The organism is Enterobacter sp. S-33 (assembly GCF_028735835.1).
GTDB lineage: Bacteria > Pseudomonadota > Gammaproteobacteria > Enterobacterales > Enterobacteriaceae > Enterobacter > Enterobacter vonholyi.
In genome coordinates this window covers 681,418-705,000 of the sequence record NZ_CP117838.1, presented here as the reverse complement: position 1 = coordinate 705,000, position 23,583 = coordinate 681,418, and the positions used below count along the sequence as shown (strand labels likewise).

Genomic DNA, 23,583 nt, shown 5'->3' with positions numbered 1-23,583 from the left:
TCCGCTTTGCGGTTAATTGAAATGGAAAAAGTATGAAGAACTGGAAAACGCTGCTGCTCGGTGTCGCTATGGTTGCGAATACCAGCTTCGCCGCCCCCCAGGTTGTTGATAAAGTCGCTGCTGTGGTTAACAACGGCGTCGTGCTTGAAAGTGACGTTGACGGTCTGATGAAATCGGTGAAGCTCAATTCGGGTGAAGCCGGTCAACAGCTTCCTGATGACGCCACGCTGCGCCACCAGATCCTGGAGCGTCTGATCATGGATCAGATCGTTCTGCAGATGGGGCAGAAAATGGGTGTGAAGATCACTGACGAGCAGCTCGATCAGGCGATCGCTAACATCGCGAAGCAGAACAATATGTCTTTAGACCAGATGCGCAGCCGTCTGGCCTATGACGGCATCAGCTACGCCACCTACCGTAATCAGATCCGTAAAGAGATGCTGATTTCGGAAGTGCGTAACAACGAAGTGCGTCGCCGCGTGACTATCCTGCCTCAGGAAGTGGACGCGCTGGCAAAACAGGTGGGTAACCAGAACGATGCGAGCACAGAGCTGAACCTGAGCCACATCCTGATCCCACTGCCAGAGAACCCAACATCCGATCAGGCTGCGGAAGCTGAAAGCCAGGCGCGTTCTATTGTCGAACAGGCGCGTAACGGCGGAGACTTTGGCAAGCTGGCTATCACCTACTCCGCTGACCAACAGGCGCTGAAAGGCGGCCAGATGGGCTGGGGACGTATTCAGGAGCTGCCATCCATCTTTGCTCAGGCGCTGAGCACGGCGAAGAAAGGGGATATCGTGGGTCCAATCCGTTCAGGCGTGGGCTTCCACATTCTGAAGGTGAACGATCTGCGTGGCCAGAGCCAAAATATCTCCGTCACCGAAGTTCACGCTCGCCACATTCTTCTGAAACCGTCACCGATCATGACTGACGATCAGGCGCGTGCGAAACTGGAACAGATTGCAGCAGACATTAAGAGCGGTAAAACCTCTTTTGAGAAGGCAGCAAAAGAGTTCTCTCAGGATCCAGGCTCTGCTAACCAGGGCGGCGATCTGGGCTGGGCGGCTGCGGATATTTACGATCCTGCCTTCCGCGATGCGTTGATGAAGCTGAACAAAGGCCAGATCAGTGCGCCTGTCCACTCTTCGTTTGGCTGGCATCTGATCGAGCTGATGGACACCCGTAACGTTGATAAAACGGATGCGGCACAGAAAGACAGAGCCTACCGTATGCTGTTTAACCGCAAGTTCTCTGAAGAAGCAGCCACCTGGATGCAGGAACAACGCGCCAGCGCATACGTGAAAATTCTGAGCAACTAATGAAACAGCATCGTGTTGTGATCACGCCCGGCGAACCCGCCGGGATTGGGCCTGACCTCGTTGTCCAGCTCGCCCAGCGCAGCTGGCCTGTAGAACTTGTTGTCTGCGCCGATGCAACACTGTTACAAGACCGGGCAACGCTGCTCGGTCTGCCTTTAACGCTTATCCCTTACGTTGAAGGCCAACAGCCTGCACCGCAGCAAGCCGGTACACTCACCCTTCTTTCTGTTCCGCTTCGTACACCGGTTATTCCGGGACAACTCAGCACGGAAAACGGCCACTATGTCGTGGAAACCCTGGCGCGCGCCTGCGACGGTTGCCTGAAGGGCGAATTTGCCGCCCTGATTACCGGTCCCGTCCATAAAGGCGTCATCAACGAAGCGGGTATACCGTTTACCGGGCATACGGAGTTCTTCGAAGAGCGCTCACGTAGCCCGAAAGTGGTGATGATGCTGGCGACGGAGGAAATGCGCGTTGCGCTGGTGACCACCCATCTGCCGATCAAAGCCATTCCTGATGCGATCACCCCTGAACTCCTGCGCGAGATCATCGGGATTTTGCACCACGATCTGCAGACAAAGTTTGGGATACCGCAGCCGCATGTGCTGGTCTGTGGCCTGAATCCGCACGCCGGCGAAGGCGGGCACATGGGCACCGAAGAGATCGACACCATTATTCCGGTGCTCAACGAAATGCGGGCGAAGGGGATGAACCTCAGCGGGCCGCTCCCTGCAGATACTCTTTTCCAGCCGAAATACCTGGATAATGCCGACGCCGTGCTCGCGATGTACCACGATCAGGGCCTGCCCGTGCTAAAATACCAGGGCTTTGGCCGCGGGGTGAATATCACCCTCGGTTTACCCTTTATTCGAACGTCCGTTGACCACGGTACTGCGCTGGATCTGGCAGGCCAGGGGAAAGCGGATGTCGGCAGTTTTATTACGGCGCTTAATCTCGCCATCAAAATGATTGTTAATACTCAATGACTAATCGAGTCCATCAGGGCCACTTAGCCCGTAAACGTTTCGGGCAAAACTTCCTTAACGATCAGTTCGTGATCGAAAGCATTGTCTCGGCTATTAATCCGCAAAAAGGTCAGGCGATGGTCGAAATCGGCCCGGGTCTTGCCGCGCTGACCGAGCCGGTAGGCGAACGCCTTGACGAGCTGACCGTCATCGAACTGGACCGCGATCTGGCCGCTCGCCTGCAAACGCACCCGTTCCTCGGGCCGAAGCTGACCATCTATCAGCAGGACGCCATGACCATGAACTTTGGCGAACTGTCGGAAAAAATGGGCCAGCCGCTGCGCGTCTTCGGCAACCTGCCGTACAACATCTCCACGCCGCTCATGTTCCACCTCTTTAGCTATACTGATGCCATTGCCGACATGCACTTCATGTTGCAAAAAGAGGTTGTTAACCGTCTGGTTGCAGGCCCGAACAGTAAAGCGTATGGTCGTTTAAGCGTGATGGCACAATATTACTGCAACGTGATCCCGGTACTCGAAGTACCGCCGTCAGCGTTCACACCACCACCGAAAGTGGATTCAGCGGTTGTGCGCCTTGTACCGCACAAAACGAAACCGTATCCGGTTAAAGATCTGCGTGTACTGAGCCGCATTACCACTGAAGCCTTTAACCAGCGTCGTAAAACGATCCGTAACAGCCTCAGCAATTCCTTTACCGTTGAGGTGTTAGCCGAACTGGGAATCGACCCGGCAATGCGTGCGGAGAACATTTCCGTAGAGCAATACTGCAAGCTGGCTAATTACATCAGCGATAATGCGCCGCCGAAGGAGAGTTAAGCCATGATTGATTCGCCCCGCGTATGTGTCCATGTACAAAGCGTCTATGTTGAATCACAGTCATCACCGGACGAAGAACGTTTTGTCTTTGCTTACACCGTGACCATTCGCAATCTGGGGCGGACGCCCGTGCAGCTGCGCGGACGCTACTGGCTTATCACCAACGGCAATGGCCGCGAAATCGAAGTTCAGGGTGAAGGTGTGGTCGGTGAACAGCCCCACATCGCCCCTGGCGAAGAGTACCAGTACACCAGCGGCGCGGTGATTGAAACGCCGATGGGTACGATGCAGGGCCATTATGAAATGGTCGATGTCGATGGCAATGATTTCCGCGTTGCCATTCCCGTGTTCCGTCTCGCCGTAACCACACTTATTCATTAATCTAATGTCTACATATCTGATTGGCGACGTTCACGGTTGCTACGATGAACTGATCGCATTATTAAAACAGGTCGACTTTACGCCAGGACAGGACACGCTCTGGCTGACGGGCGATTTAGTCGCGCGTGGCCCCGGCTCCCTTGAAGTATTACGTTTCGTCAAATCGCTGGGCGACAGCGTCCGCATGGTGCTGGGCAATCACGATCTGCATCTGCTGGCGGTGTTCGCCGGGATCAGCCGCAACAAACCTAAAGATCGCCTCACTCCGCTGCTGGATGCGCCGGACGCGGACGATCTGATTAACTGGCTTCGCCGTCAGCCGCTGCTGCAGGTCGACGAGGAGAAAAAGCTGGTCATGGCGCATGCCGGGATCACCCCGCAATGGGATCTTGAGACGGCGAAAACCTGCGCGCGCGACGTTGAGGCGGTGCTGGCAAGCGACTCGTATCCTTTCTTCCTCGATGCCATGTACGGCGATATGCCGAACCACTGGAGCGAGGATCTCAGCGGTCTGGCCCGTCTGCGCTTTATCACCAACGCCTTTACCCGCATGCGCTTCTGCTTCCCGAACGGACAGCTGGACATGTATTCCAAAGAGACGCCGGAAAGTGCGCCCGCTCCGCTGAAACCGTGGTTTGCCATTCCGGGGCCGGTGACAAGCGAGTACAGCGTGGTATTTGGTCACTGGGCGGCACTGGAAGGAAAAGGAACGCCGGAAGGGATTTACGGTCTGGATACCGGATGCTGCTGGGGCGGAGAGTTAACCTGTTTACGCTGGGAAGATAAAGCTTACTTTGTGCAGCCGTCCAACCGACAGCTGGACTTAGGAGAAGGCGAGGCAGTCGCCTCCTGATACGCTATTCCCTCTCCCGGCCGGGAGAGGGAAAATCACTTAACGACGTTCCAGAATCTCGAAGCAGTAGCTGTGGGAGTTCTGTGCATCCGCGTCGTGGAATTCACTGAATACCGATTCCCACTCGTCCGGATCGTAGTCCGGGAAATGAGTATCCCCTTCCACTTCTGCATCAATGTGGGTCAGATACAGCTTCTGCGCTTTTGGCAGGAACTGCTCGTACACGCGCCCACCGCCGATCACCATGATCTCTTCGGCATTGCCGCATGCAGCAATCGCCTCGTCGACTGATTTTACCCATTCGACGCGATCGTCAGTGCCCGGCTGGCTGCTGATAACGATATTCTTACGGCCCGGCAATGGACGACCAATCGACTCCCAGGTCAGGCGGCCCATCACTACCGGCTTGTTTAACGTAGTACGTTTAAACCATGCGAGATCGGCAGGCAGGTTCCACGGCATGGCATTTTCCATACCGATAACGCGGTCCACCGCCAGCGCTGCAATCAGACTGATCATTGAAAATTTCCCGGATGCAAAAAATTGCCGCCACTATACGGAAAGCTTAATCTTTCGTCGACTGGCGGCAGAGTAAAGATAAAGAAATTTTTTAATATTGCTGGCAACTCCACTTCACGCGGAAGGTTTACTCTCCGGTTCGTCAGACGGATCGCCGGTATGCTTGCCCTCTTCCGTGCCCTGCCAGCCGTGACGCTGGATCAGCGACAGGTGATTACGGTCCTCGTTAATGATTTCCGTCAGCATGGCGCTGGTGCGTTTAAACACCGCCGCGCGCTCGGTGGCCGTACTCCCGGCCATCGCCGCCATCTCTTCGACCATCTCGGTGTTAAAGCGGCGGAACAGGTCCGCCCGCTCGCGCGCTTCATACGCGCCGAGCCCCAGATTTTCCAGCGCCATACGGCCAGATTTCAGCGCGCCTTCGAAGGTTTCACGCTCAGGGGCTTCTACGCCCGCTTGCCTGAGACGGATATAATGATCCACATCGCGGGCACGGGAAATAATGGTCAGATCCGGGAAATGTTCTTTCGCCATTTCCACCATCTGCATGCTGGTCTCCGGATCGTCAATCGCGTTAATCAATACCTCCGCTTTGGCCGCACCGGCGGATTCCAATAGATCGACGCGGGTCGCATCGCCGTAAAATACCTTCATATCAAATTTACGCAGAGTATCGACATGGTCGGGGTCGTGATCGAGGATAACCATCTTCACCCCGCTGGACAGCAGCAGACGGCCAACGATCTGCCCGTAGCGGCCAAATCCGGCAATGATGACGCGCGGCTGTTCTTCGTCAATTTCATCGGCTTCGCGCTCCTGCTCGCTACCCGATTTTTCCAGACGCGTCAGCACCACCAGCAGAACGGGCGTTGCGGCCATCGAGAGCGCGACCGCCAGCGTCAGCGCTTTCGCCCACTCGGGATCGAGCACGTTTGCCATCTGCGCAGCGCCAAAAACCACAAACGCAAATTCGCTCCCCTGCCCCAGTAGAACCGCAAACCAGCTGCGCTGCTTATTTGGAACCTTCAGCGGACGCGCAATCAGCCACAGCATTACCATTTTAATGATCAGGAAGCCGACGAGCAGGATGACGATCCGCAGCGGGTGCGTCACCAGCGTGCCGAAGTCGACGGACATCCCGACGCCGATGAAAAACAGCCCCAGCAGCAACCCTTTGAACGGCTCGATATCGCTTTCCAGCGCGTGACGGTATTCCGAGCTCGCCAGCAGGACGCCTGCGAGGAACGCCCCCATCGCCATCGACAGCCCGGCTTCTTCCAGCAGCAGACCAAAGCCAAACACCAGGAACAGCGCCACGGCACTGAACACTTCGCGCAGGCCTGAACGGGCAACAAACCGCAGCAGCGGGCGGGTCACGTAACGGCCAAGCAGCACCACCAGCGCCAGCGCGCCCGCTACCTTCAGTGCCGACAGCGCGAAAGCGCCCAGCGTGGTAGAGGAACCGCTTGCTGCCAGCAGCGGGATCATCGCCACCAGCGGAATAGCGGCAATATCCTGGAACAGCAGCACCGAGAACGCGCTACGTCCCATCTGGGATACCGTCAGATTTCGCTCGTTCATCGCCTGCATGGCAATAGCCGTTGAGGAGAGCGCCAGCGTCATGCCGATGAGCTCTGCCACTTTCCAGTCCATGCCCAGCAGGATGCAGAACCCACCCAGCAGCAGGCCGCAGGCCACCATCTGCAGTGCCCCTCCGCCAAATACCGAGGCGCGAAGCTTCCACAACCTCTGGGGATCGAGCTCCAGGCCAATCACAAACAGCATCAGCACAACGCCGATTTCAGCAAAATGGAGAATCGCCTCGGCATCCGTGACCAGTCGAAAGCCCCACGGCCCAATGACGCAGCCCGCAATCAGATAGCCGAGAACAGAGCCCAGCCCCAGGCGTACCGCCACGGGCACAATCAGCGCCGCCGCGCCGAGGTAAATCAGCGCCTGTATCAGCGTATGGCTATCCATGGTGCGTCTCCTGCCACTCAAGTAAGCGTTGTTTATAATGGCGAGCCTGCGCCTGCAGCGTTTCATCGTCGCAAACAAACGTGCAGTGCATCGCAAAAGGCGGGAGCCAGTTCAAACCGCAATAGAGCGCTGTCGCCTGCAGCGGCTGCGCCAGGACGTCAAAACCCGGGAAGGAACCGATATCAAAATGGCTTTCCCCACCGCCGGTGGTGACCGCCCACATCAGGCTTTTCCCTTTTAGCGCATGGCCGTTGTGTCCATACGCCCAGCCGTGGGAGAAGACTTTATCAATCCACAGTTTCAGCAGCGGGGGCGTGCTGTACCACTGCATGGGGTGCTGCCAGATAATCAGATCGGCACGAGAAAGCGCCTCCTGCTCGGCGGCGATATCGATATTAAAATCGGGATAAAGTTGATAGAGGGAACGTATCTCTACGTTATTAAGCGTCCTTACCTGCTCAAGCATCCGCTTATTCGCATGCGAGTGCTGCGGATAAGGATGGGCATAAATTATCAGAATCATTGATTAGCCTGTTGTTACTGCTTTCTTTTAACAAAAGAGTGTAGTCAGTAATTCAACAGGCTAATAGTGAATATTATTGACGGGCTTACGTCAGAATTCTGAATTAGTTATCCAGCTCGCCCATGGATTTCACCTGGCCGCGGTTGATCTGCTCGGTTTGGCCGGTTTCGGCGTTTTTGTACGACACCAGACCGGTATCGTCATCCACCTGCGGTTTGCCGTCGGTGACGATGGTTTTGCCATCGGTGGTTTTTACGGCCTGATTAGACGAACAGCCCGCAACGGTAAACATTGCCGTAGCAGCCAGAACGGAAGCGATCAGTAATTTATTTTGCATGGTGTTTTCCCCTGCTCTCAGTTGAATTTCGTTATCGACCTAACCATTTTAGGCTAACTGACTGAAAGCGGATGAAAAACCAGAAGGTTCTGAAGATGGGGAGAATGCCCGGCAGCCGAACGGCACCGGGCATTTTTACTTACTTGCTAATCTGCGCGTGCATTTCCTGCACTGAAATCACCTTCTCGGTGGCATCCGCGTTCAGCGCCATAGCCGTTGCGAAACCGCCGTTCAGGGTGGTGTCGTAGTGCACCTTGTACTGCAGCGCGCTGCGGCGAATCAGCTTGGAGTCTTCAATCGCCTGGCGGCCTGCGGTAGTGTTGATGATGTAGGTGTATTCGCCATTCTTGATACGGTCCTGAATGTGCGGACGACCTTCATGCACCTTGTTCACCAGACGCGGATTGATGCCGGCTTCACCCAGCACAATCGCCGTACCGTGGGTTGCGTCCAGCTCGAAGCCCTGTTTCAGCAGCTTGGCGGCCAGGTCAACCACGCGCTCTTTGTCGCCTTCGCGAACGGAGAGCAGCGCACGGCCTGATTTTCTCATGGTAGAGCTACTGCCCAGCTGCGCCTTCGCGAACGCTTCGGCAAAGGTGCGGCCCACGCCCATCACTTCACCGGTAGAGCGCATTTCTGGCCCTAACAGCGGGTCAACGCCCGGGAATTTGTTGAACGGCAGCACCACTTCTTTCACCGAGTAGTACGGTGGAATGATCTCTTTGGTCACACCCTGCTGCGCCAGCGTCTGGCCCGCCATCACGCGCGCCGCCACTTTCGCCAGCGGTACGCCGGTGGCTTTGGAGACGAACGGTACGGTACGTGCCGCACGCGGGTTGACTTCAATCAGGTAGACTTCGTTGTCTTTCACCGCGAACTGGACGTTCATCAGGCCGCGAACCTGCAGCTCGAAGGCCAGCTTCTGCACCTGCTGGCGCATCACGTCCTGAATCTCCTGGCTCAGGGTGTACGCTGGCAGAGAACAGGCGGAGTCGCCGGAGTGCACGCCTGCCTGCTCGATATGCTCCATGATGCCGCCAATCAGCACCATTTCGCCATCGCAGATGGCGTCAACGTCTACTTCCACCGCGTCGTCGAGGAAGCGGTCAAGCAGCACTGGCGCATCGTTGGAAACGCTCACTGCGGTCTGGAAGTAGCGACGCAGGTCGGCTTCGTCATAAACGATTTCCATCGCGCGGCCGCCCAGCACGTAGGAAGGACGCACCACCAGCGGGTAGCCAATCTCTTTCGCCTTCTCAACGGCCTGTTCGATAGCGGTCACGGTGGCGTTCGCCGGCTGTTTCAGCTTCAGACGGTCAACCGCCTGCTGGAAACGCTCGCGGTCTTCCGCACGGTCAATCGCATCCGGGCTGGTACCGATAACCGGTACGCCTGCCGCTTCCAGCGCGCGCGCCAGCTTCAGCGGGGTCTGGCCACCGTACTGCACGATAACGCCTTTTGGCTTCTCGATGCGCACGATTTCCAGCACGTCTTCCAGGGTAACCGGCTCGAAGTAGAGGCGGTCAGAGGTGTCGTAGTCGGTAGAAACCGTTTCAGGGTTACAGTTGACCATGATGGTCTCGTAACCGTCTTCGCGCAGCGCCAGCGAGGCGTGTACGCAGCAGTAGTCGAACTCGATGCCCTGGCCGATACGGTTTGGACCGCCGCCCAGCACCATAATCTTGTCGCGGTCGACTGACGGGTTCGCTTCGCACTCGTCTTCATAGGTGGAGTACATGTACGCGGTGTCGGTCGAGAATTCAGCCGCACAGGTGTCCACGCGCTTGTAGACCGGGTGCAGGTTGTACTGGTCGCGCAGCTTGCGGATTTCTGCTTCACGCACGCCCGCCAGCTTAGCCAGACGCGCGTCGGCGAAGCCTTTACGCTTCAGCACGCGCAGGAAGTCAGCGTCCAGACCGGTGATGCCCAGCTCGGCAACCTGTTCTTCCAGACGGACCAGCTCTTCAATCTGCACCAGGAACCAGCGGTCGATGTTGGTCAGGTTGAACACGCCGTCCACGGACAGGCCCGCACGGAAGGCATCGGCGATGTACCAGATACGCTCTGCGCCCGCGTCTTTCAGCTCGCGGCGTATTTTAGTCAGCGCTTCCGGGTCATCCAGGCTTACTTTCGGGTCAAAGCCGGTCGCGCCCACTTCCAGGCCGCGCAGCGCTTTTTGCAGGGATTCCTGCTGGGTGCGGCCAATCGCCATCACTTCACCGACAGATTTCATCTGGGTGGTCAGACGGTCGTTCGCGCCCGCGAATTTCTCGAAGTTGAAGCGAGGAATTTTGGTCACAACGTAGTCGATGGACGGCTCGAAGGACGCAGGCGTGCGGCCACCGGTGATGTCGTTCATCAGCTCGTCGAGGGTGTAACCCACCGCCAGTTTCGCCGCCACTTTCGCAATCGGGAAGCCGGTCGCTTTAGAGGCCAGCGCGGAGGAACGGGACACGCGCGGGTTCATTTCGATAACAATCAGGCGGCCTGTTTTCGGGTTAACCGAGAATTGCACGTTAGAACCGCCGGTTTCCACGCCGATTTCACGCAGTACCGCCATCGAGGCGTTACGCATGATTTGATACTCTTTGTCGGTCAGGGTCTGGGCTGGCGCAACGGTGATGGAGTCACCGGTGTGGATACCCATCGCATCGAAGTTTTCGATGGAGCAGACGATGATACAGTTGTCGTTTTTATCACGCACCACTTCCATCTCGTACTCTTTCCAGCCAATCAGCGACTCGTCAATCAGCAGCTCTTTGGTTGGGGAGAGATCCAGACCGCGCTCACAAATCTCTTCGAACTCTTCACGGTTGTAGGCGATACCGCCGCCGGTGCCGCCCATGGTGAACGATGGACGGATGATGCACGGATAACCCACTTCAGCCGCAACGGCCAGCGCTTCTTCCATGTTGTGTGCGATACCGGAGCGCGCGGTGTCGAGGCCGATTTTCTTCATCGCCACGTCGAAGCGGCGACGGTCTTCTGCTTTATCAATGGCGTCGGCGGTCGCACCGATCATGGTCACGCCGAACTCTTCCAGCACGCCCTGACGCTCCAGCTCCAGCGCACAGTTCAGCGCCGTCTGGCCGCCCATGGTTGGCAGCACCGCGTCCGGACGCTCTTTCTCGATGATTTTACGCACCACTTCCCAGTGAATCGGCTCGATGTAGGTTGCATCTGCCATCTCCGGGTCGGTCATGATGGTTGCCGGGTTGGAGTTCACCAGGATAACGCGGTAACCCTCTTCGCGCAGGGCTTTACACGCCTGAGCGCCGGAGTAGTCGAATTCGCAGGCCTGGCCGATCACGATCGGGCCAGCGCCAAGGATCAGGATGCTTTTTATGTCTGTACGTTTTGGCATTGTCTTCTCGGCTCCTGATTATTTAGCTGTCTTACGGTATTGCTCGATAAGTTCGATGAAGTGATCGAACAGCGGCGCGGCGTCGTGTGGGCCCGGGCTGGCTTCAGGGTGGCCCTGGAAGCTGAATGCTGGCTTATCGGTACGGTGGATACCCTGCAGGGTGCCATCGAACAGCGACTTATGGGTCACGCGCAGGTTAGCCGGCATTGAGGCTTCATCGACGGCAAAGCCGTGGTTCTGCGCGGTGATCATCACCGTGTTGTTATCGATGTCTTTCACCGGATGGTTACCACCGTGGTGGCCGAACTTCATCTTAACGGTGTTCGCACCGCTAGCCAGCGCCAGCAGCTGATGGCCGAGGCAGATGCCGAATACCGGGATGTCGGTTTCCAGGAAGGACTTGATGGCGGCGATGGCATAATCACACGGCGCCGGGTCGCCAGGACCGTTGGACAGGAAAATACCGTCCGGATTCATCTTCAGCACGTCTTCGGCAGACGTTTGTGCCGGAACCACCGTCAGGCGGCAGCCGCGGTCAACCAGCATGCGCAGGATGTTGCGCTTGGCGCCGAAATCGTAGGCCACCACGTGGAACGGCAGCTCGCTCTCTTTTTTCGCTTCCGGCAGGTCGCCTTCCAGCGTCCAGCTACCCTGAGTCCAGCTGTAGGCTTCAGCAGTAGTCACTTCTTTCGCCAGGTCCATGCCGTTCAGGCCAGGGAAGGCTTTCGCTTTTTCCAGCGCCAGCGTCGCATCGAGGTTATCACCCGCGATGATGCAGCCGTTCTGTGCACCCTTCTCGCGCAGCAGACGCGTTAGCTTACGGGTATCGATATCGGCAATCGCCACGATGTTATGGCGCTTCAGGTAAGAAGAAAGATCTTCGGTATTGCGGAAGTTGCTGGCTATCAGCGGCAGGTCGCGGATGACCAGGCCTTGCGCATGTACCTGAGAGGATTCTTCGTCAGCCGCATTGGTGCCGACATTGCCGATATGAGGATAAGTAAGAGTAACGATTTGGCGAGAATAGGAAGGATCAGTGAGGATTTCTTGATAACCGGTCATTGAAGTATTGAAAACGACTTCCCCAACCGCCGAACCCGTTGCCCCTATGGCCCGACCGATAAACTGGGTTCCGTCTTCCAGAACCAATAGCGCTGACTTAATCAAAACACCCTCCAGAGAATATTCACTCACTTTATTTGCATATTAATGCATAACCGTGTCATGAATCAATGCAAATGTGTTGCCAGCGGATTTTTGGCAAACGGCGGCATTCTGGAGATTTGGTGGGTAAAAGTCAACTTAAAACGGATATTTTGTTTATTGTTTTGCAGCCCTGGTGAGAGTAATGCGGCTTAAGCGACAAAAAGATCAGGTAAATCACCGCGGAAAACGCTTGCGCGCCTGGTTTAATAAAAAATGTCGTGTTGGAGCATGAAAAAGTGGACCGGATGGTCAAAATTTACATTTCAGTAACGTTAAAACGCTACAAGATATATAAATTTAGAGGCTTAATTAAAAATAAAACATGAAACAGATAAAATAAAAGGGCAATAAAATATTGCCCTATGCAATCAAACAATTACGACTGCAATAACCACATCACGATGGGTAATAATGCTTACAAATTGTTGAGATCGAGCACATCTCGCATATCAAAAAGACCACTTTTCTTACTTTTAAGCCACAAAGCGGAACGTACGGCGCCGTTGGCGAACGTCATTCGGCTTGAGGCTTTATGCGTAATTTCGACACGTTCGCCAATATCGGCGAACATCGCCGTGTGTTCGCCGACGATGTCACCCGCTCGCACGGTTGCGAAACCGATGGTGCCAGGTACGCGTTCGCCGGTGTAGCCTTCGCGGGTATAGACCGCGCAGTCTTTTAAATCTTTATCAAGTGCATGAGCAATCGCTTCGCCCATCGCCAGCGCCGTGCCAGATGGCGCATCAACCTTGTAACGGTGGTGAGCTTCTACAATCTCGATATCGGTATAATTGCCCATCACCTTCGCGGCCTTCTCCAGCAGCTTCAGCATGACGTTAACGCCCACGCTGAAGTTTGCCGCGAAGACAATCGCAATCTCTTTTGATGCATCCTGGATAGCCTGCTTGCCCGCATCGTCAAAACCGGTGGTGCCGATCACCATCCCCTTGCTGTGTTGACGACAAAACGCCAGATGCGTGAGCGTCCCTTCCGGGCGGGTAAAATCGATGAAAACATCGAAGTCCTCTTTTACCGCTTCCAGACTGCTTTGCACGGTAACACCCGTGTGGCCAGCGCCCGCCAGCTCACCGGCATCGGTCCCCAGAAGCGAAGAACCTTCTCGCTCCAGTGCCGCGCCAAGCGCTACGCCATCCATCTGAAGTGCCGCCTGAATAAGCTGACGGCCCATACGTCCACCCGCGCCCGCAATGGCGACACGGATCTGTGCATCATGCATAGTTATTCTCTTACGTTAAAATGATGTAAACCGTTTTCAGATTAACCAGCCTTGAGAAGCACTGCCAACTGAAAACACCGATAATTAGAATTTAACGTGAAACCGACTTAAATATCAGTAAAAGACATGATTTTGTCGTCACGATAAAGTAACGGGTAAAAAAAAGGCCAGCACAGGAGGTGCTGGCCTTTCATCAGAAAAAGGACTATTCAACTTCGCGGGCGTCGATGCGCAGTTCTTTCGGGACCTCGAAAACGATGTTCTCTTCACGTCCTTCCAGCGGCACCGCTTCACCACCGCCCAGCTCCTGCAGACGGGAAATGACGTTCTGTACCAGAATATCTGGCGCAGACGCCCCGGCCGTCACGCCGACACAGGCCGCGTCTTTAACCCACGCTTCCTGAATATCCGACGCGTCATCAATCAGGAAAGCCATTTTCCCCATGCGTTGCGCCAGTTCGGCCAGACGGTTGGAGTTAGATGAGTTTTTGGAGCCGACCACGAGCACCACATCCGCCTTTTCAGCCAGCGCGCGCACCGCTTCCTGACGGTTAGTGGTTGCGTAGCAGATATCATCCTTACGCGGGCCGACGATTTTCGGGAAGCGCTGGCGCAGGGCGTCAATCACGTCTGAGGTATCGTCTACGGAGAGCGTCGTCTGGGTCATAAACGACAGACGCGCTTCGTTTTTCACGTTCAGCGTAAGGACATCTTCAGGCGACTCAACCAGATACATCCCCCCTTCCGGGTTGCTGTACTGGCCCATGGTGCCTTCGACTTCCGGATGACCGGCATGGCCAATCAAAATCGACTCTTCACCACGACGGCTGGCGCGCGCCACTTCCATATGCACTTTTGTCACCAGCGGACAGGTAGCATCGAATACGGTCAGATCGCGGCTTTTTGCTTCGTTACGGACCGCCTGCGAGACACCGTGCGCGGAGAAGATCAGAATCGCACCGTCCGGTACTTCGCTGATCTGCTCAATAAAAATTGCGCCGCGCTCGCGCAGGCTGTCGACCACATAGCGGTTATGCACCACTTCGTGACGCACATAAATCGGCGCGCCGTAAATCTCCAGCGCGTTTTCAACAATGCTGATAGCGCGGTCTACACCGGCGCAGAAGCCGCGCGGGTTAGCCAACAGGATCTGCATTTCAGGCCTCCAGTGCAGGATCGATTTCCAGCACTTCAACATCAAAATGAACGGTACGCCCGGCAAGCGGATGGTTGAAGTCAACGGTAATAGAGTCGCCGTTGATTTCGCGGATCACGCCAGGCATTTCGCTGCCGTCCATAGCGGTAAAGAGCATAATCGCGCCGATTTCCGGTTCACCTGCATCCATAAACTCGCGGCGCGAGAAATACTGGATCAGGTCCGGACTCGGCACGCCAAACGCGGCATCCGGCTCCAGCGAAAAGGCCTTTTTCTCACCCTCTTTCAGACCGAGAAGCTGCTGCTCAAGACCTTCAGACAGGGAGGTATCGCCAAGACGAAACAGGGCCGGTTTGCCGTTGTTGCGGGTGGATTCGGCCGTAGAGCCGTCATCCAGCTTCAGCGTGAAGTGAACGAGAACCGCGCTGTTGCTCTGTACGGATTTAGACATGCAAATTGCTCGCTTGTTTTGCCCGGTGGCATTACACCACCGGGCGAGTGTGTTACGCCTGCTCTTTCGCAGCCGGTTTAGGCAAGAAGCCTTCCAGCACGATTAACGCCGCACCGATACAAATTGCCGTATCGGCCAGGTTAAAGGTCGCGAAATGCCAGTCGCCGACGTAGAAGTCAATCATATCGACCACAAAGCCGTGCCACAGGCGGTCAAACAGGTTGCCCAGCGCGCCGCCAATGATCAGCGCGTAGGCGATGTTATTCAGCTTTTGCGTGGCCTTCGAGCGGTACATCAGCACCGCCAGGATCACGCAGATACCGAGAGCGATACCTGCAAAGAACCAGCGCTGCCAGCCACCGCTGTCGGCAAGGAAACTAAAGGCTGCGCCGTAGTTACGCGCGTAGTGCAGGTTAAGCGACGGGAACAGCGGGACCGTCTCGCCCAGAGCAAAATTCTGGAGGATCAGGAATTTGCTGCCCAGATCGATAATCAGCACCACCACAACCAGCCACAGCCAGCGCAGTCCTGTTGAACAGAGAGTTTTACTCATCAGGCAAACTTACGTTTTTCGCCGTCACCGGCGACGTTGCTTACACAGCGTCCGCAGATGTCTGCGTGTTCCGCCACCTGACCGACATCGGTAGTGTAATGCCAGCAACGCGGGCATTTCTCACCGTCGGCTTTGCTCAGCGCGACTTTCAGTCCTTTGAGCAGTTCGCTCTGCTGAGCATCAGCAGAAGCCTCGGCATAATCCGCAACTTTCGCACCGGAGGTCAACAGGACAAATCGTAATTCATCGCCCAGCGCGATCAGCTTCGCCGCCAGCTCCGGTTCAGCGTACAGCGTGACTGCCGCTTCCAGAGAGCCGCCGACTTTCTTGTCTGCACGCGCCTGCTCGATAACCTTGTTCACTTCGCCACGCACCTTCAGCAGCTCGTCCCAGAAGGCATCGTTCATCGCTTCGGTGCTGGAGAGATCGAACAGACCTTCGTACCACTCACCCGTGAAGACATACTTCTCACGGTCGCCAGGCAGATAGCCCCAGATTTCATCCGCGGTGAAGGACATGATCGGCGCCATCCAGCGTACCAGCGCTTCTGCGATGTGGAACAGCGCGGTCTGGCAGCTACGACGCGCCACGCTGTCCGCTTTCGCGGTGTACTGGCGGTCTTTGATGATGTCGAGGTAGAACGAGCCCATCTCGATGGAGCAGAAGCGCATCAGGCGCTGCACCACTTCGTGGAAGTCGTAAGACTCATAGGCTTTCAGGATATCGTCCTGCGCCGCTTTCGCGCAGCCTACCGCCCAGCGGTCCAGCACCACCATCTCTTCCGGTTTAACCATGTCTTTTGCCGGATCGAACCCGTTCAGGTTCGCCAGCAGGAAGCGCGCGGTGTTACGGATACGACGATAGCTGTCGGCAGCACGCTTCAGGATCTCGTCAGACACCGCCATTTCGCCGGTGTAGTCGGTCGACGCCACCCACAGACGCAGGATGTCTGCGCCCAGTTTGTTCATCACATCCTGCGGAGAAACGGTGTTACCGATAGATTTGGACATCTTACGGCCCTGACCATCCACGGTGAAGCCGTGAGTCAGTACCTGACGGTAAGGCGCTTTACCCTTCATGGCGGTGGAGATCATCAGAGATGACATGAACCAGCCGCGGTGTTGGTCCGACCCTTCCAGATACATATCGGCAGCGTGACCGGCGAATTCCGGACGCACGTCAACCACGGAGGAGTGGGTCGACCCGGAGTCGAACCACACGTCCAGGGTATCCGGCACTTTCTCGTAGTTATCTGCATCAGCGCCCAGGATGTCGCGGGCGTCGAGATCCCACCACGCCTGAATGCCGTCAACTTCGACGCGCTTCGCCACTTCTTCCATCAGTTCCAGGGTATTCGGGTGCAGTTCCTGCGTCTCTTTGTGCACGAACAGAGACATCGGTACACCCCAGGTACGCTGACGGGAGATACACCAGTCAGGACGGTTAGCTACCATGGATTCGATACGCGCCTGGCCCCAGTCAGGGATCCACTGCACGCCTTTGATCTCTTTCAGAGACTGCTCGCGCAGGCCTTTCTGATCCATGCTGACGAACCACTGCGGGGTCGCACGGAAGATGATTGGGGTCTTGTGACGCCAGCAGCACGGATAGCTGTGCTGCATTTTTTCTACGTGCAGCAGCGCGCCGCTGGTACGCAGCATGTCGACGATAATGTCGTTCGCTTTGAAGACGTTGATACCATCCAGCGCCGGGTAGGTGCCAGGCAGGTAAGAACCGTCCGGGCCGACCGGGTTAGCGATTTCCAGATCGTACTTCAGGCTGATGTTGTAGTCGTCAGGACCGTGGCCACCGGCGGTATGCACCGCACCGGTACCCGCTTCCAGCGTCACGTGATCGCCCAGGATCGCCGGAACGTCGAAGTCCAGGAACGGGTGCTTGAAGCGCATCAGCTCCAGGGCGTCACCTTTCACGGTGCCCAGCACGGTGTAGCCACTGATATGCGCGCGCTTCAGCACGCTCTCAACCAGATCTTTCGCCAGGATAACCGCCTGACCGTCAATCTGCACCAGTGCGTATTCGAACTCACCGGACAGGGAGATCGCACGGTTGGCAGGCAGAGTCCACGGGGTGGTGGTCCAGATCACCAGAGAGATCGGGCCGTTTACCGAGGAGACGCCAAATTTAGCCTTCACCGCATCCTGATCGACGGCATGGAACGCCACGTCGATAGATGGGGAAGTTTTGTCGTAATACTCCACTTCCGCTTCTGCCAGCGCAGAGCGGCAGTCCACGCACCAGTGCACCGGCTTAGCGCCTTTATGCAGGTGACCGTTACCGATGATTTTGCCCAGCGCACGGATGATGTTGGCTTCAGTTTTGAAATCCATGGTCAGGTACGGGTGCGACCAGTCGCCCAGCACGCCCAGACGGATGAAGTCAGCGCGCTGACCGTCGACCTGCGTGGCTGCATATTCGCGACACTTCGCACGGAACTCGGCGGCGGTGAACTTCTCACCCGGCTTGCCGAACTCTTGCTCCACTTTCAGCTCGATTGGCAGACCGTGGCAGTCCCAGCCTGGAACGTAAGGCGAGTCATAGCCCGTGAGCCCTTTGGACTTCACGATAATGTCTTTCAGAATCTTGTTAACCGAGTGACCAATATGAATGCTGCCATTCGCATATGGAGGGCCATCATGCAGAATGAAGGTTTTTTTGCCTTTTTTGGCTGCACGAATGATGCCGTACAGGTCATCATCGGTCCAACGCGCCAGCATTCCCGGTTCGCGCTTGGCGAGATCGCCGCGCATCGGGAACCCTGTTTCCGGCAAATTCAGGGTTGATTTATAGTCACTCATCAGATTCTCGGTTCCGTATTTATCACGTAGGCAGTTAAGCCGGGTTCAAAGCCCAAAAAACTCGCGGGCCGTCAATTCATCTCGCGCAATTTGCGCTTTTAGTTCATCCAGCGAACCAAATCGCTGCTCGTTGCGTATTTTTTTACGCAGTATCACATCTATATGGCGACCATACAGGTCCATTACAACGTCCAGCAGGTGCACTTCTAGCTGTTGACGCACACCCGCGACGGTCGGACGCGTGCCAATGTTGGCGACGCCGTAGAACGGCTTATCGCCCAGTCCTGCCACTTCCACCGCATAAACCCCTTTAACCGGGGAAACCTGACGACGCAGCGGTATATTCGCCGTCGGGAAGCCTATCGTGCGGCCCAGCGCATCGCCATGGACCACGCGGCCAGAGATAGTAAACGGATGCCCCAGCAGGGTTTCAGCCGTATCCAGTTCATCATCGGCCAGTGCCCGGCGAACCGCCGTGCTGCTGACGCGCACGCCGCCTTCGCAGAAGGTCATCGCGCTGGTGACGTCAAATCCGTACTCCAGACCAGCCTTCTGTAATAGCAAGAAATCGCCCTGACGACCAGCGCCAAAGCGGAAATCATCGCCCACGGCGAGAAACTGCACGCCAAGGCGCTTAACCAGCAGGTCGCTGACGAAATTTTGTGCTGTCAGCGCGGCAAAGCGGCGATCGAAACGTACACACAATACATAGTCCACGCCGGACTCCGCCAGATAGCGCAACTTCTCGCGCAGGCGAGTGAGGCGGGCGGGAGATTTATCGCCCGCGAACAGCTCCAGCGGCTGCGGCTCGAAAATCATCACTACAACAGGCAGGCCGCGGGCCTCCCCTTCTTTACGCAATCCCTGCAACAGCGCCTGATGACCACGATGCACGCCGTCGAAATTACCAATAGTCAGCACGCACCCGTGCGGTGCGCTGCTGAGATTATGTATGCCGCGTATCAGCTTCATGTCTGGCTCAAAACAGTGAAAATCGCCAAAGTATACCTTGTACAGCGATTAAGGTTAACCGGCGATTGTTCGCGCAAAACAGAAAGCCGTAATGATTTCATCAGGCTGACCTTTCGCAGCGAAAAAATCTGCTCGTGAACTGCGATTTTTATGCCGAAAGGCTGTATTCAGGGAAGACAAGCTGGTAGAATCCTGCGCCATCACTACGTAACGTAGCGTCGCTAATTAACGGCGCTTATTTGCACAAATCCATTGACAAAAGAAGGCAAAGAGGGCATATTCCTCGGCCTTTGAATTGTCCACATAGAACATATTTGGGAGTTGGACTTGGCTAATATCAAATCAGCTAAGAAACGTGCCGTTCAGTCTGAAAAGGCTCGTAAGCACAACGCAAGCCGTCGCTCTATGATGCGTACTTTCATCAAGAAAGTATACGCAGCAATCGAAGCAGGCGACAAAGCTGCAGCGCAGAACGCATTTAACGAAATGCAACCAATCGTGGATCGTCAGGCTGCTAAAGGTCTGATCCACAAAAACAAAGCAGCGCGTCATAAAGCAAACCTGACCGCGCAGATCAACAAACTGGCTTAATCGCTACTTGTTGTTGCTTGTTTAAAGAACCCGCTTAACGCGGGTTTTTTTATGCCTTCAGATTGCCGGTGGCGTAAACAGCGCCGAGTAGTCACGGTTACAGATTCGCTGCACCGCCGGGTGCTGAATCATCCTTTCGGCAAATATGGCGTGATACTCCTCCATCACGTTATCCACTCTGCCTATCTCCGTAATCTTATCGTCCGAATAGAGATCGTGCGCGTACAGCGTCGGCGCAACGAAGATGGCGTTATGCGCTTCGCCAAAAGCTTTCATCAGCGCCGCATCGTCAAACTCTCCGAGGATTTCTACCTTTAGCCCCTGCGAGTTAAACCAGTTCAGCAGCTTGCGTCCCAGCATTGAGCGTCTTCCCGGCACCAGCAGGCGGCGCTCTTCAAGGCACGCGGGGAACGGTTTTTCCGGCGGCGGATTAATGCACCAGAAGCTCACGCCGCATTCGCCAATTTTTACCGAGAACAGCCCTTCCTGCTGGGTGGAATCAATCGGACAATCCGAGATAATCATATCCAGCTTGTGCTGGCTTAGCTGTTCCAGCAGCATCTCGTGGGTGGATTCAAAGCAGCGCAGATGAATTTGTTCATCTTCAACCACCGCCGCGTCCAGCACGCCGCTCACCAGCCGTTTGGACAGCGCATCCGCCACGCCCACGTCAAAGAGCAGGTTCGACTCTTTGCGGTAGTTGACAATATCCAGCATCTCCTGGCTCAGGGTGAACATCTTGTCCGCGTAGCGAAACACCAGCTCGCCCAGTTCGCTGGGTTCAATCCCACGCCCCTTACGCTTGAACAGCTTGCCCTGCAAACGCTCTTCCAGCGCCTTGATTTGCCCGGTGATGGTTTGCGGCGTCAGGTAGAGCGCCTCTGCCGCTCCCACCACCGAGCCCTGCTTATAGACGTGCCAGAAGTAGTACAGATGGTTGTAATTTAAATGAGACATCGCGTCTTCTCTCCCTGAGTGTGTATCGGGAGAAGGATCGCCTCCTCCCGGTGTTCCGTTATGCCCGGACGGCCTGTCCGGACAATTTTACCTTCAGCAAGGTATAACCGATTACCGCGGCCAGTAATGACCCAATAAGAATGCCGAGTTTCGCCCAGACGATCAGCTCAGGCGCATGCGCGCCAAACGCAAGGGTCGAGATAAAGATCGACATCGTAAACCCGATTCCACACAGCACGCCGACGGCCATAATTTGACCAAAGGTTGTGCCGTGCGGCAATGACGCCAGCTTCAGCTTCGTCGCCAGCCAGCAGAAGAGGCTAATGCCCAGCGGCTTACCGATAAACAGCCCGGCAATAATGCCTAGCGGCAGCACGGACGTCAGCCCGTCCAGCGTCACGCCGCCGAGGGAAACGCCCGCGTTGGCAAACGCAAACAGCGGCAGGATCATAAAGGCAACCCACGGGTGCAGCACGTGCTCCAGCTGTTTGGCAGGCGACTTGCCGTCCTGCGGCTTAAGCGGCACGAAGAAGCCGACGATCACACCTGCCAGCGTAGCGTGCACGCCCGATTTCAGCACCGCCGTCCACAGCACCATCCCCACCAGGATATAGATTCCAATACGGCGCACATTAAAGATGTTCAGCAGCGCCAGCACCGCAATCGCCCCGGCAGCCACGCTCAGGGACAGGATCGACAGATCGCTGGTGTAGAACAGCGCGATAATCACAATGGCGCCCAGGTCATCAATGATCGCCAGCGCCATCAGGAAAATTTTCAGGGCCACCGGCACGCGGCTTCCCAGCAATGCCAGCACCCCGAGCGCAAAGGCGATATCCGTTGCGGCCGGGATCGCCCAGCCGTGACGTGCAATCGGATCCTGCCAGGTGAACGCCAGGAAGAGCAGCGCCGGCACCACCATCCCACCGAGCGCGGCAATGACCGGGAACGCCGCGCGCTGGCGGCTGGCAAGCGAGCCCAGTACCAGCTCACGCTTGACCTCAAGCCCCACCAGCAGGAAGAACACCGCCATTAGCGCATCGTTGATCCACAGCAGCATGTTCTTGTTAATTTCCAGCGCCCCGACCTTCAGCTCAACGGGCGTTTCCAGAAATGCATGGTAGAGATCCTGCGTGATGCCAAGGTTAGCCAGCACCATCGCGGCCGCTGCGGCAATAATCAGGATCACGCCACCGGACGCCTCACTGCTAAAGAAACGGTGTAGTAATTTCATTTAAGTTCTCTCTTTTACAACAATACCTCGATAAAACCATAATACCAAGCCAAATAGCTCGGCAAAAACAGATTAATATTGAGTATAGATTCAGTTTAACCGAGCAATATCTACAAAAAGAAAAAGCCCGGAATCGCTTCCGGGCTTTTGCGGATGAAAACCAGCTGATCGATTAGCGGGTCAAATCATCGAAGAATTTTTTGACGCCATCGAAGAAGCTTTTGGAGCGCGGGCTGTTTTTCTCACCCGTCGGGCCGCCGAAGCTCTCCTGCAGCTCTTTCAGCAGCTGTTTCTGCTTGTCGTTCAGGCCAACCGGCGTTTCCACGACGACGCGGCAAAGCAGGTCGCCCTGCGCACCACCACGAACGGATTTAACGCCTTTCCCGCGCATGCGGAACAGCTTACCGGTCTGGGTCTCGCCCGGGATCTTCAGATTGACGCGACCATCCAGCGTCGGTACTTCGATTTCACCGCCCAGTGCCGCCATCGCAAAGTTGATCGGCACTTCGCAGTACAGGTTGTTCCCTTCACGCTCAAAGATAGCGTGCTGTTTCACCTGCACCTGGACGTACAAATCGCCTGCCGGTGCGCCGTGCTCGCCTGCTTCGCCCTCACCTGCCAGACGGATGCGGTCGCCCGTATCCACGCCGGCCGGGATCTTAACGGACAGGGTCTTGGTTTTCTCAACGCGACCGTGGCCGTGGCATTTGGTGCACGGATCTTTGATCAGCGTACCGCGACCGTGACAGTGCGGACAGGCCTGCTGCACCGCAAAGAAGCCCTGACGCATCTGTACCTGACCCGAACCGTGACAGGTTGGACAGGTTTGTGGCTGCGTACCCGCTTTCGCACCGCTGCCGTGGCAAACGTCACACTCTTCCAGCGTTGGAATACGGATCTCTTTGGTTACGCCGCGAACGGCCTCTTCCAGCGTCAGCTCCATGTTGTAGCGCAGGTCCGCGCCGCGCGCCGCGCGCTGACGACCACGGCCGCCGCCGAAGATATCGCCGAACACATCGCCAAAGATATCGCTGAAGTCAGCGCCGCCACCAAAGCCGCCGCCACCGAATCCACCGCCGCCCATGCCGCCCTGTTCAAAGGCTGCGTGACCGTACTGGTCATAGGCCGCACGTTTTTGTGCATCGGTCAGGACTTCGTAGGCTTCTTTGATCTCTTTAAATTTGGCTTCAGCCTCTTTGTCACCCTGGTTACGGTCCGGGTGGAATTTCATGGCCAGGCGCTTATACGCCTTTTTGATTTCACGCTCTTCCGCAGTTTTCGGAACGCCTAAAATCTCGTAATAGTCTTGCTTTGCCATTGGTTTTTTTAA

Annotated in this window: 21 protein-coding genes and 1 pseudogene; 6 read left to right on the top strand and 16 right to left on the bottom strand. The window is 56.1% G+C overall.

Annotated features, from left to right (window positions below; genetic code table 11):
* Positions 1 to 32 precede the first annotated feature (32 nt).
* Genes surA through apaH form a run of 5 tightly spaced genes read left to right on the top strand, consistent with a single transcriptional unit; the run spans position 33 to position 4,357 of the window.
* Entirely contained in the window at positions 33 to 1,319 is a 1,287-nt protein-coding gene (gene surA / locus PUP35_RS03315; protein ID WP_115876459.1) for a peptidylprolyl isomerase SurA, read from the top strand.
* Complete coding sequence (pdxA, locus tag PUP35_RS03310) at positions 1,319 to 2,305, top strand: 4-hydroxythreonine-4-phosphate dehydrogenase PdxA (RefSeq protein ID WP_032660737.1); 987 nt, start codon at positions 1,319 to 1,321, stop codon at positions 2,303 to 2,305. The genes surA and pdxA overlap by 1 nt, the downstream gene beginning before the upstream one ends.
* Positions 2,302 to 3,123 carry a 16S rRNA (adenine(1518)-N(6)/adenine(1519)-N(6))-dimethyltransferase RsmA gene (gene rsmA / locus PUP35_RS03305; RefSeq protein WP_023310362.1) on the top strand — a complete coding sequence of 274 codons (822 nt, stop codon included), beginning with the start codon at positions 2,302 to 2,304 and terminating at the stop codon, positions 3,121 to 3,123. Before pdxA ends, rsmA begins: the two co-directional genes overlap by 4 nt.
* A gap of 3 nt (positions 3,124 to 3,126) precedes the next feature.
* Positions 3,127 to 3,504: a Co2+/Mg2+ efflux protein ApaG gene (gene apaG / locus PUP35_RS03300; protein WP_008502021.1), complete on the top strand. Its 378-nt coding sequence runs from the start codon at positions 3,127 to 3,129 to the stop codon at positions 3,502 to 3,504.
* A gap of 4 nt (positions 3,505 to 3,508) precedes the next feature.
* The gene (gene apaH / locus PUP35_RS03295; protein ID WP_115876460.1) at positions 3,509 to 4,357 is read left to right on the top strand and encodes a bis(5'-nucleosyl)-tetraphosphatase (symmetrical) ApaH; all 849 of its coding nucleotides are present in this window, start codon (positions 3,509 to 3,511) and stop codon (positions 4,355 to 4,357) included.
* Positions 4,358 to 4,396: 39 nt separating this feature from the next.
* Here the strand turns inward: apaH and folA are convergent, their stop codons facing one another.
* From folA to PUP35_RS03230, 13 genes and pseudogenes are all read right to left on the bottom strand, one after another.
* Complete coding sequence (gene folA / locus PUP35_RS03290) at positions 4,397 to 4,876, bottom strand: type 3 dihydrofolate reductase (RefSeq protein WP_008502023.1); 480 nt, start codon at positions 4,874 to 4,876, stop codon at positions 4,397 to 4,399.
* Between the two features lie 114 nt (positions 4,877 to 4,990).
* Complete coding sequence (kefC, locus tag PUP35_RS03285; RefSeq protein ID WP_115876461.1) at positions 4,991 to 6,856, bottom strand: glutathione-regulated potassium-efflux system protein KefC; 1,866 nt, start codon at positions 6,854 to 6,856, stop codon at positions 4,991 to 4,993.
* Complete coding sequence (gene kefF, locus PUP35_RS03280) at positions 6,849 to 7,379, bottom strand: glutathione-regulated potassium-efflux system oxidoreductase KefF (RefSeq protein ID WP_274242003.1); 531 nt, start codon at positions 7,377 to 7,379, stop codon at positions 6,849 to 6,851. Before kefF ends, kefC begins: the two co-directional genes overlap by 8 nt.
* Positions 7,380 to 7,482: 103 nt before the next feature.
* Positions 7,483 to 7,716, bottom strand: a complete 234-nt coding sequence (locus tag PUP35_RS03275) for a YgdI/YgdR family lipoprotein (protein WP_274242001.1) — start codon at positions 7,714 to 7,716, stop codon at positions 7,483 to 7,485.
* 139 nt (positions 7,717 to 7,855) lie between these two features.
* A complete protein-coding gene (carB, locus tag PUP35_RS03270) occupies positions 7,856 to 11,080 on the bottom strand; it encodes a carbamoyl-phosphate synthase large subunit (RefSeq protein WP_111964067.1) in 3,225 nt (1,074 codons plus the stop codon).
* 18 nt (positions 11,081 to 11,098) lie between these two features.
* Positions 11,099 to 12,247 carry a glutamine-hydrolyzing carbamoyl-phosphate synthase small subunit gene (carA, locus tag PUP35_RS03265; protein WP_010427050.1) on the bottom strand — a complete coding sequence of 383 codons (1,149 nt, stop codon included), beginning with the start codon at positions 12,245 to 12,247 and terminating at the stop codon, positions 11,099 to 11,101.
* Between the two features lie 454 nt (positions 12,248 to 12,701).
* Positions 12,702 to 13,523, bottom strand: coding sequence for a 4-hydroxy-tetrahydrodipicolinate reductase (gene dapB / locus PUP35_RS03260; RefSeq protein WP_274241998.1), 822 nt, complete (start codon positions 13,521 to 13,523; stop codon positions 12,702 to 12,704).
* A 205-nt stretch (positions 13,524 to 13,728) separates the two neighbouring features.
* Positions 13,729 to 14,679 carry a 4-hydroxy-3-methylbut-2-enyl diphosphate reductase gene (gene ispH, locus PUP35_RS03255; protein ID WP_111964069.1) on the bottom strand — a complete coding sequence of 317 codons (951 nt, stop codon included), beginning with the start codon at positions 14,677 to 14,679 and terminating at the stop codon, positions 13,729 to 13,731.
* A gap of 1 nt (position 14,680) precedes the next feature.
* Positions 14,681 to 15,130, bottom strand: coding sequence for an FKBP-type peptidyl-prolyl cis-trans isomerase (gene fkpB / locus PUP35_RS03250; protein ID WP_003856450.1), 450 nt, complete (start codon positions 15,128 to 15,130; stop codon positions 14,681 to 14,683).
* 52 nt (positions 15,131 to 15,182) lie between these two features.
* Positions 15,183 to 15,683: a signal peptidase II gene (lspA, locus tag PUP35_RS03245; protein ID WP_033144602.1), complete on the bottom strand. Its 501-nt coding sequence runs from the start codon at positions 15,681 to 15,683 to the stop codon at positions 15,183 to 15,185.
* The gene (gene ileS, locus PUP35_RS03240) at positions 15,683 to 18,499 is read right to left on the bottom strand and encodes an isoleucine--tRNA ligase (RefSeq protein ID WP_274241993.1); all 2,817 of its coding nucleotides are present in this window, start codon (positions 18,497 to 18,499) and stop codon (positions 15,683 to 15,685) included. Before ileS ends, lspA begins: the two co-directional genes overlap by 1 nt.
* A gap of 45 nt (positions 18,500 to 18,544) precedes the next feature.
* Entirely contained in the window at positions 18,545 to 19,471 is a 927-nt protein-coding gene (ribF, locus tag PUP35_RS03235) for a bifunctional riboflavin kinase/FAD synthetase (protein WP_032644021.1), read from the bottom strand.
* A 7-nt stretch (positions 19,472 to 19,478) separates the two neighbouring features.
* A pseudogene (locus PUP35_RS03230) lies at positions 19,479 to 19,697 on the bottom strand (DUF2575 domain-containing protein).
* A gap of 101 nt (positions 19,698 to 19,798) precedes the next feature.
* Here PUP35_RS03230 and rpsT point away from each other — a divergent pair.
* Entirely contained in the window at positions 19,799 to 20,062 is a 264-nt protein-coding gene (rpsT, locus tag PUP35_RS03225) for a 30S ribosomal protein S20 (RefSeq protein ID WP_003856458.1), read from the top strand.
* A 57-nt stretch (positions 20,063 to 20,119) separates the two neighbouring features.
* On the opposite strand, the gene nhaR is transcribed toward rpsT, so the two are convergent.
* From nhaR to dnaJ, 3 genes are all read right to left on the bottom strand, one after another.
* Positions 20,120 to 21,019 (bottom strand): transcriptional activator NhaR, encoded by a 900-nt coding sequence (gene nhaR, locus PUP35_RS03220; RefSeq protein ID WP_032660752.1) that lies wholly within the window; start codon positions 21,017 to 21,019, stop codon positions 20,120 to 20,122.
* A gap of 58 nt (positions 21,020 to 21,077) precedes the next feature.
* Entirely contained in the window at positions 21,078 to 22,253 is a 1,176-nt protein-coding gene (gene nhaA, locus PUP35_RS03215) for a Na+/H+ antiporter NhaA (protein ID WP_115876467.1), read from the bottom strand.
* A 172-nt stretch (positions 22,254 to 22,425) separates the two neighbouring features.
* Positions 22,426 to 23,571: a molecular chaperone DnaJ gene (gene dnaJ / locus PUP35_RS03210; protein ID WP_014830600.1), complete on the bottom strand. Its 1,146-nt coding sequence runs from the start codon at positions 23,569 to 23,571 to the stop codon at positions 22,426 to 22,428.
* Between the last annotated feature and the right edge of the window lie 12 nt (positions 23,572 to 23,583).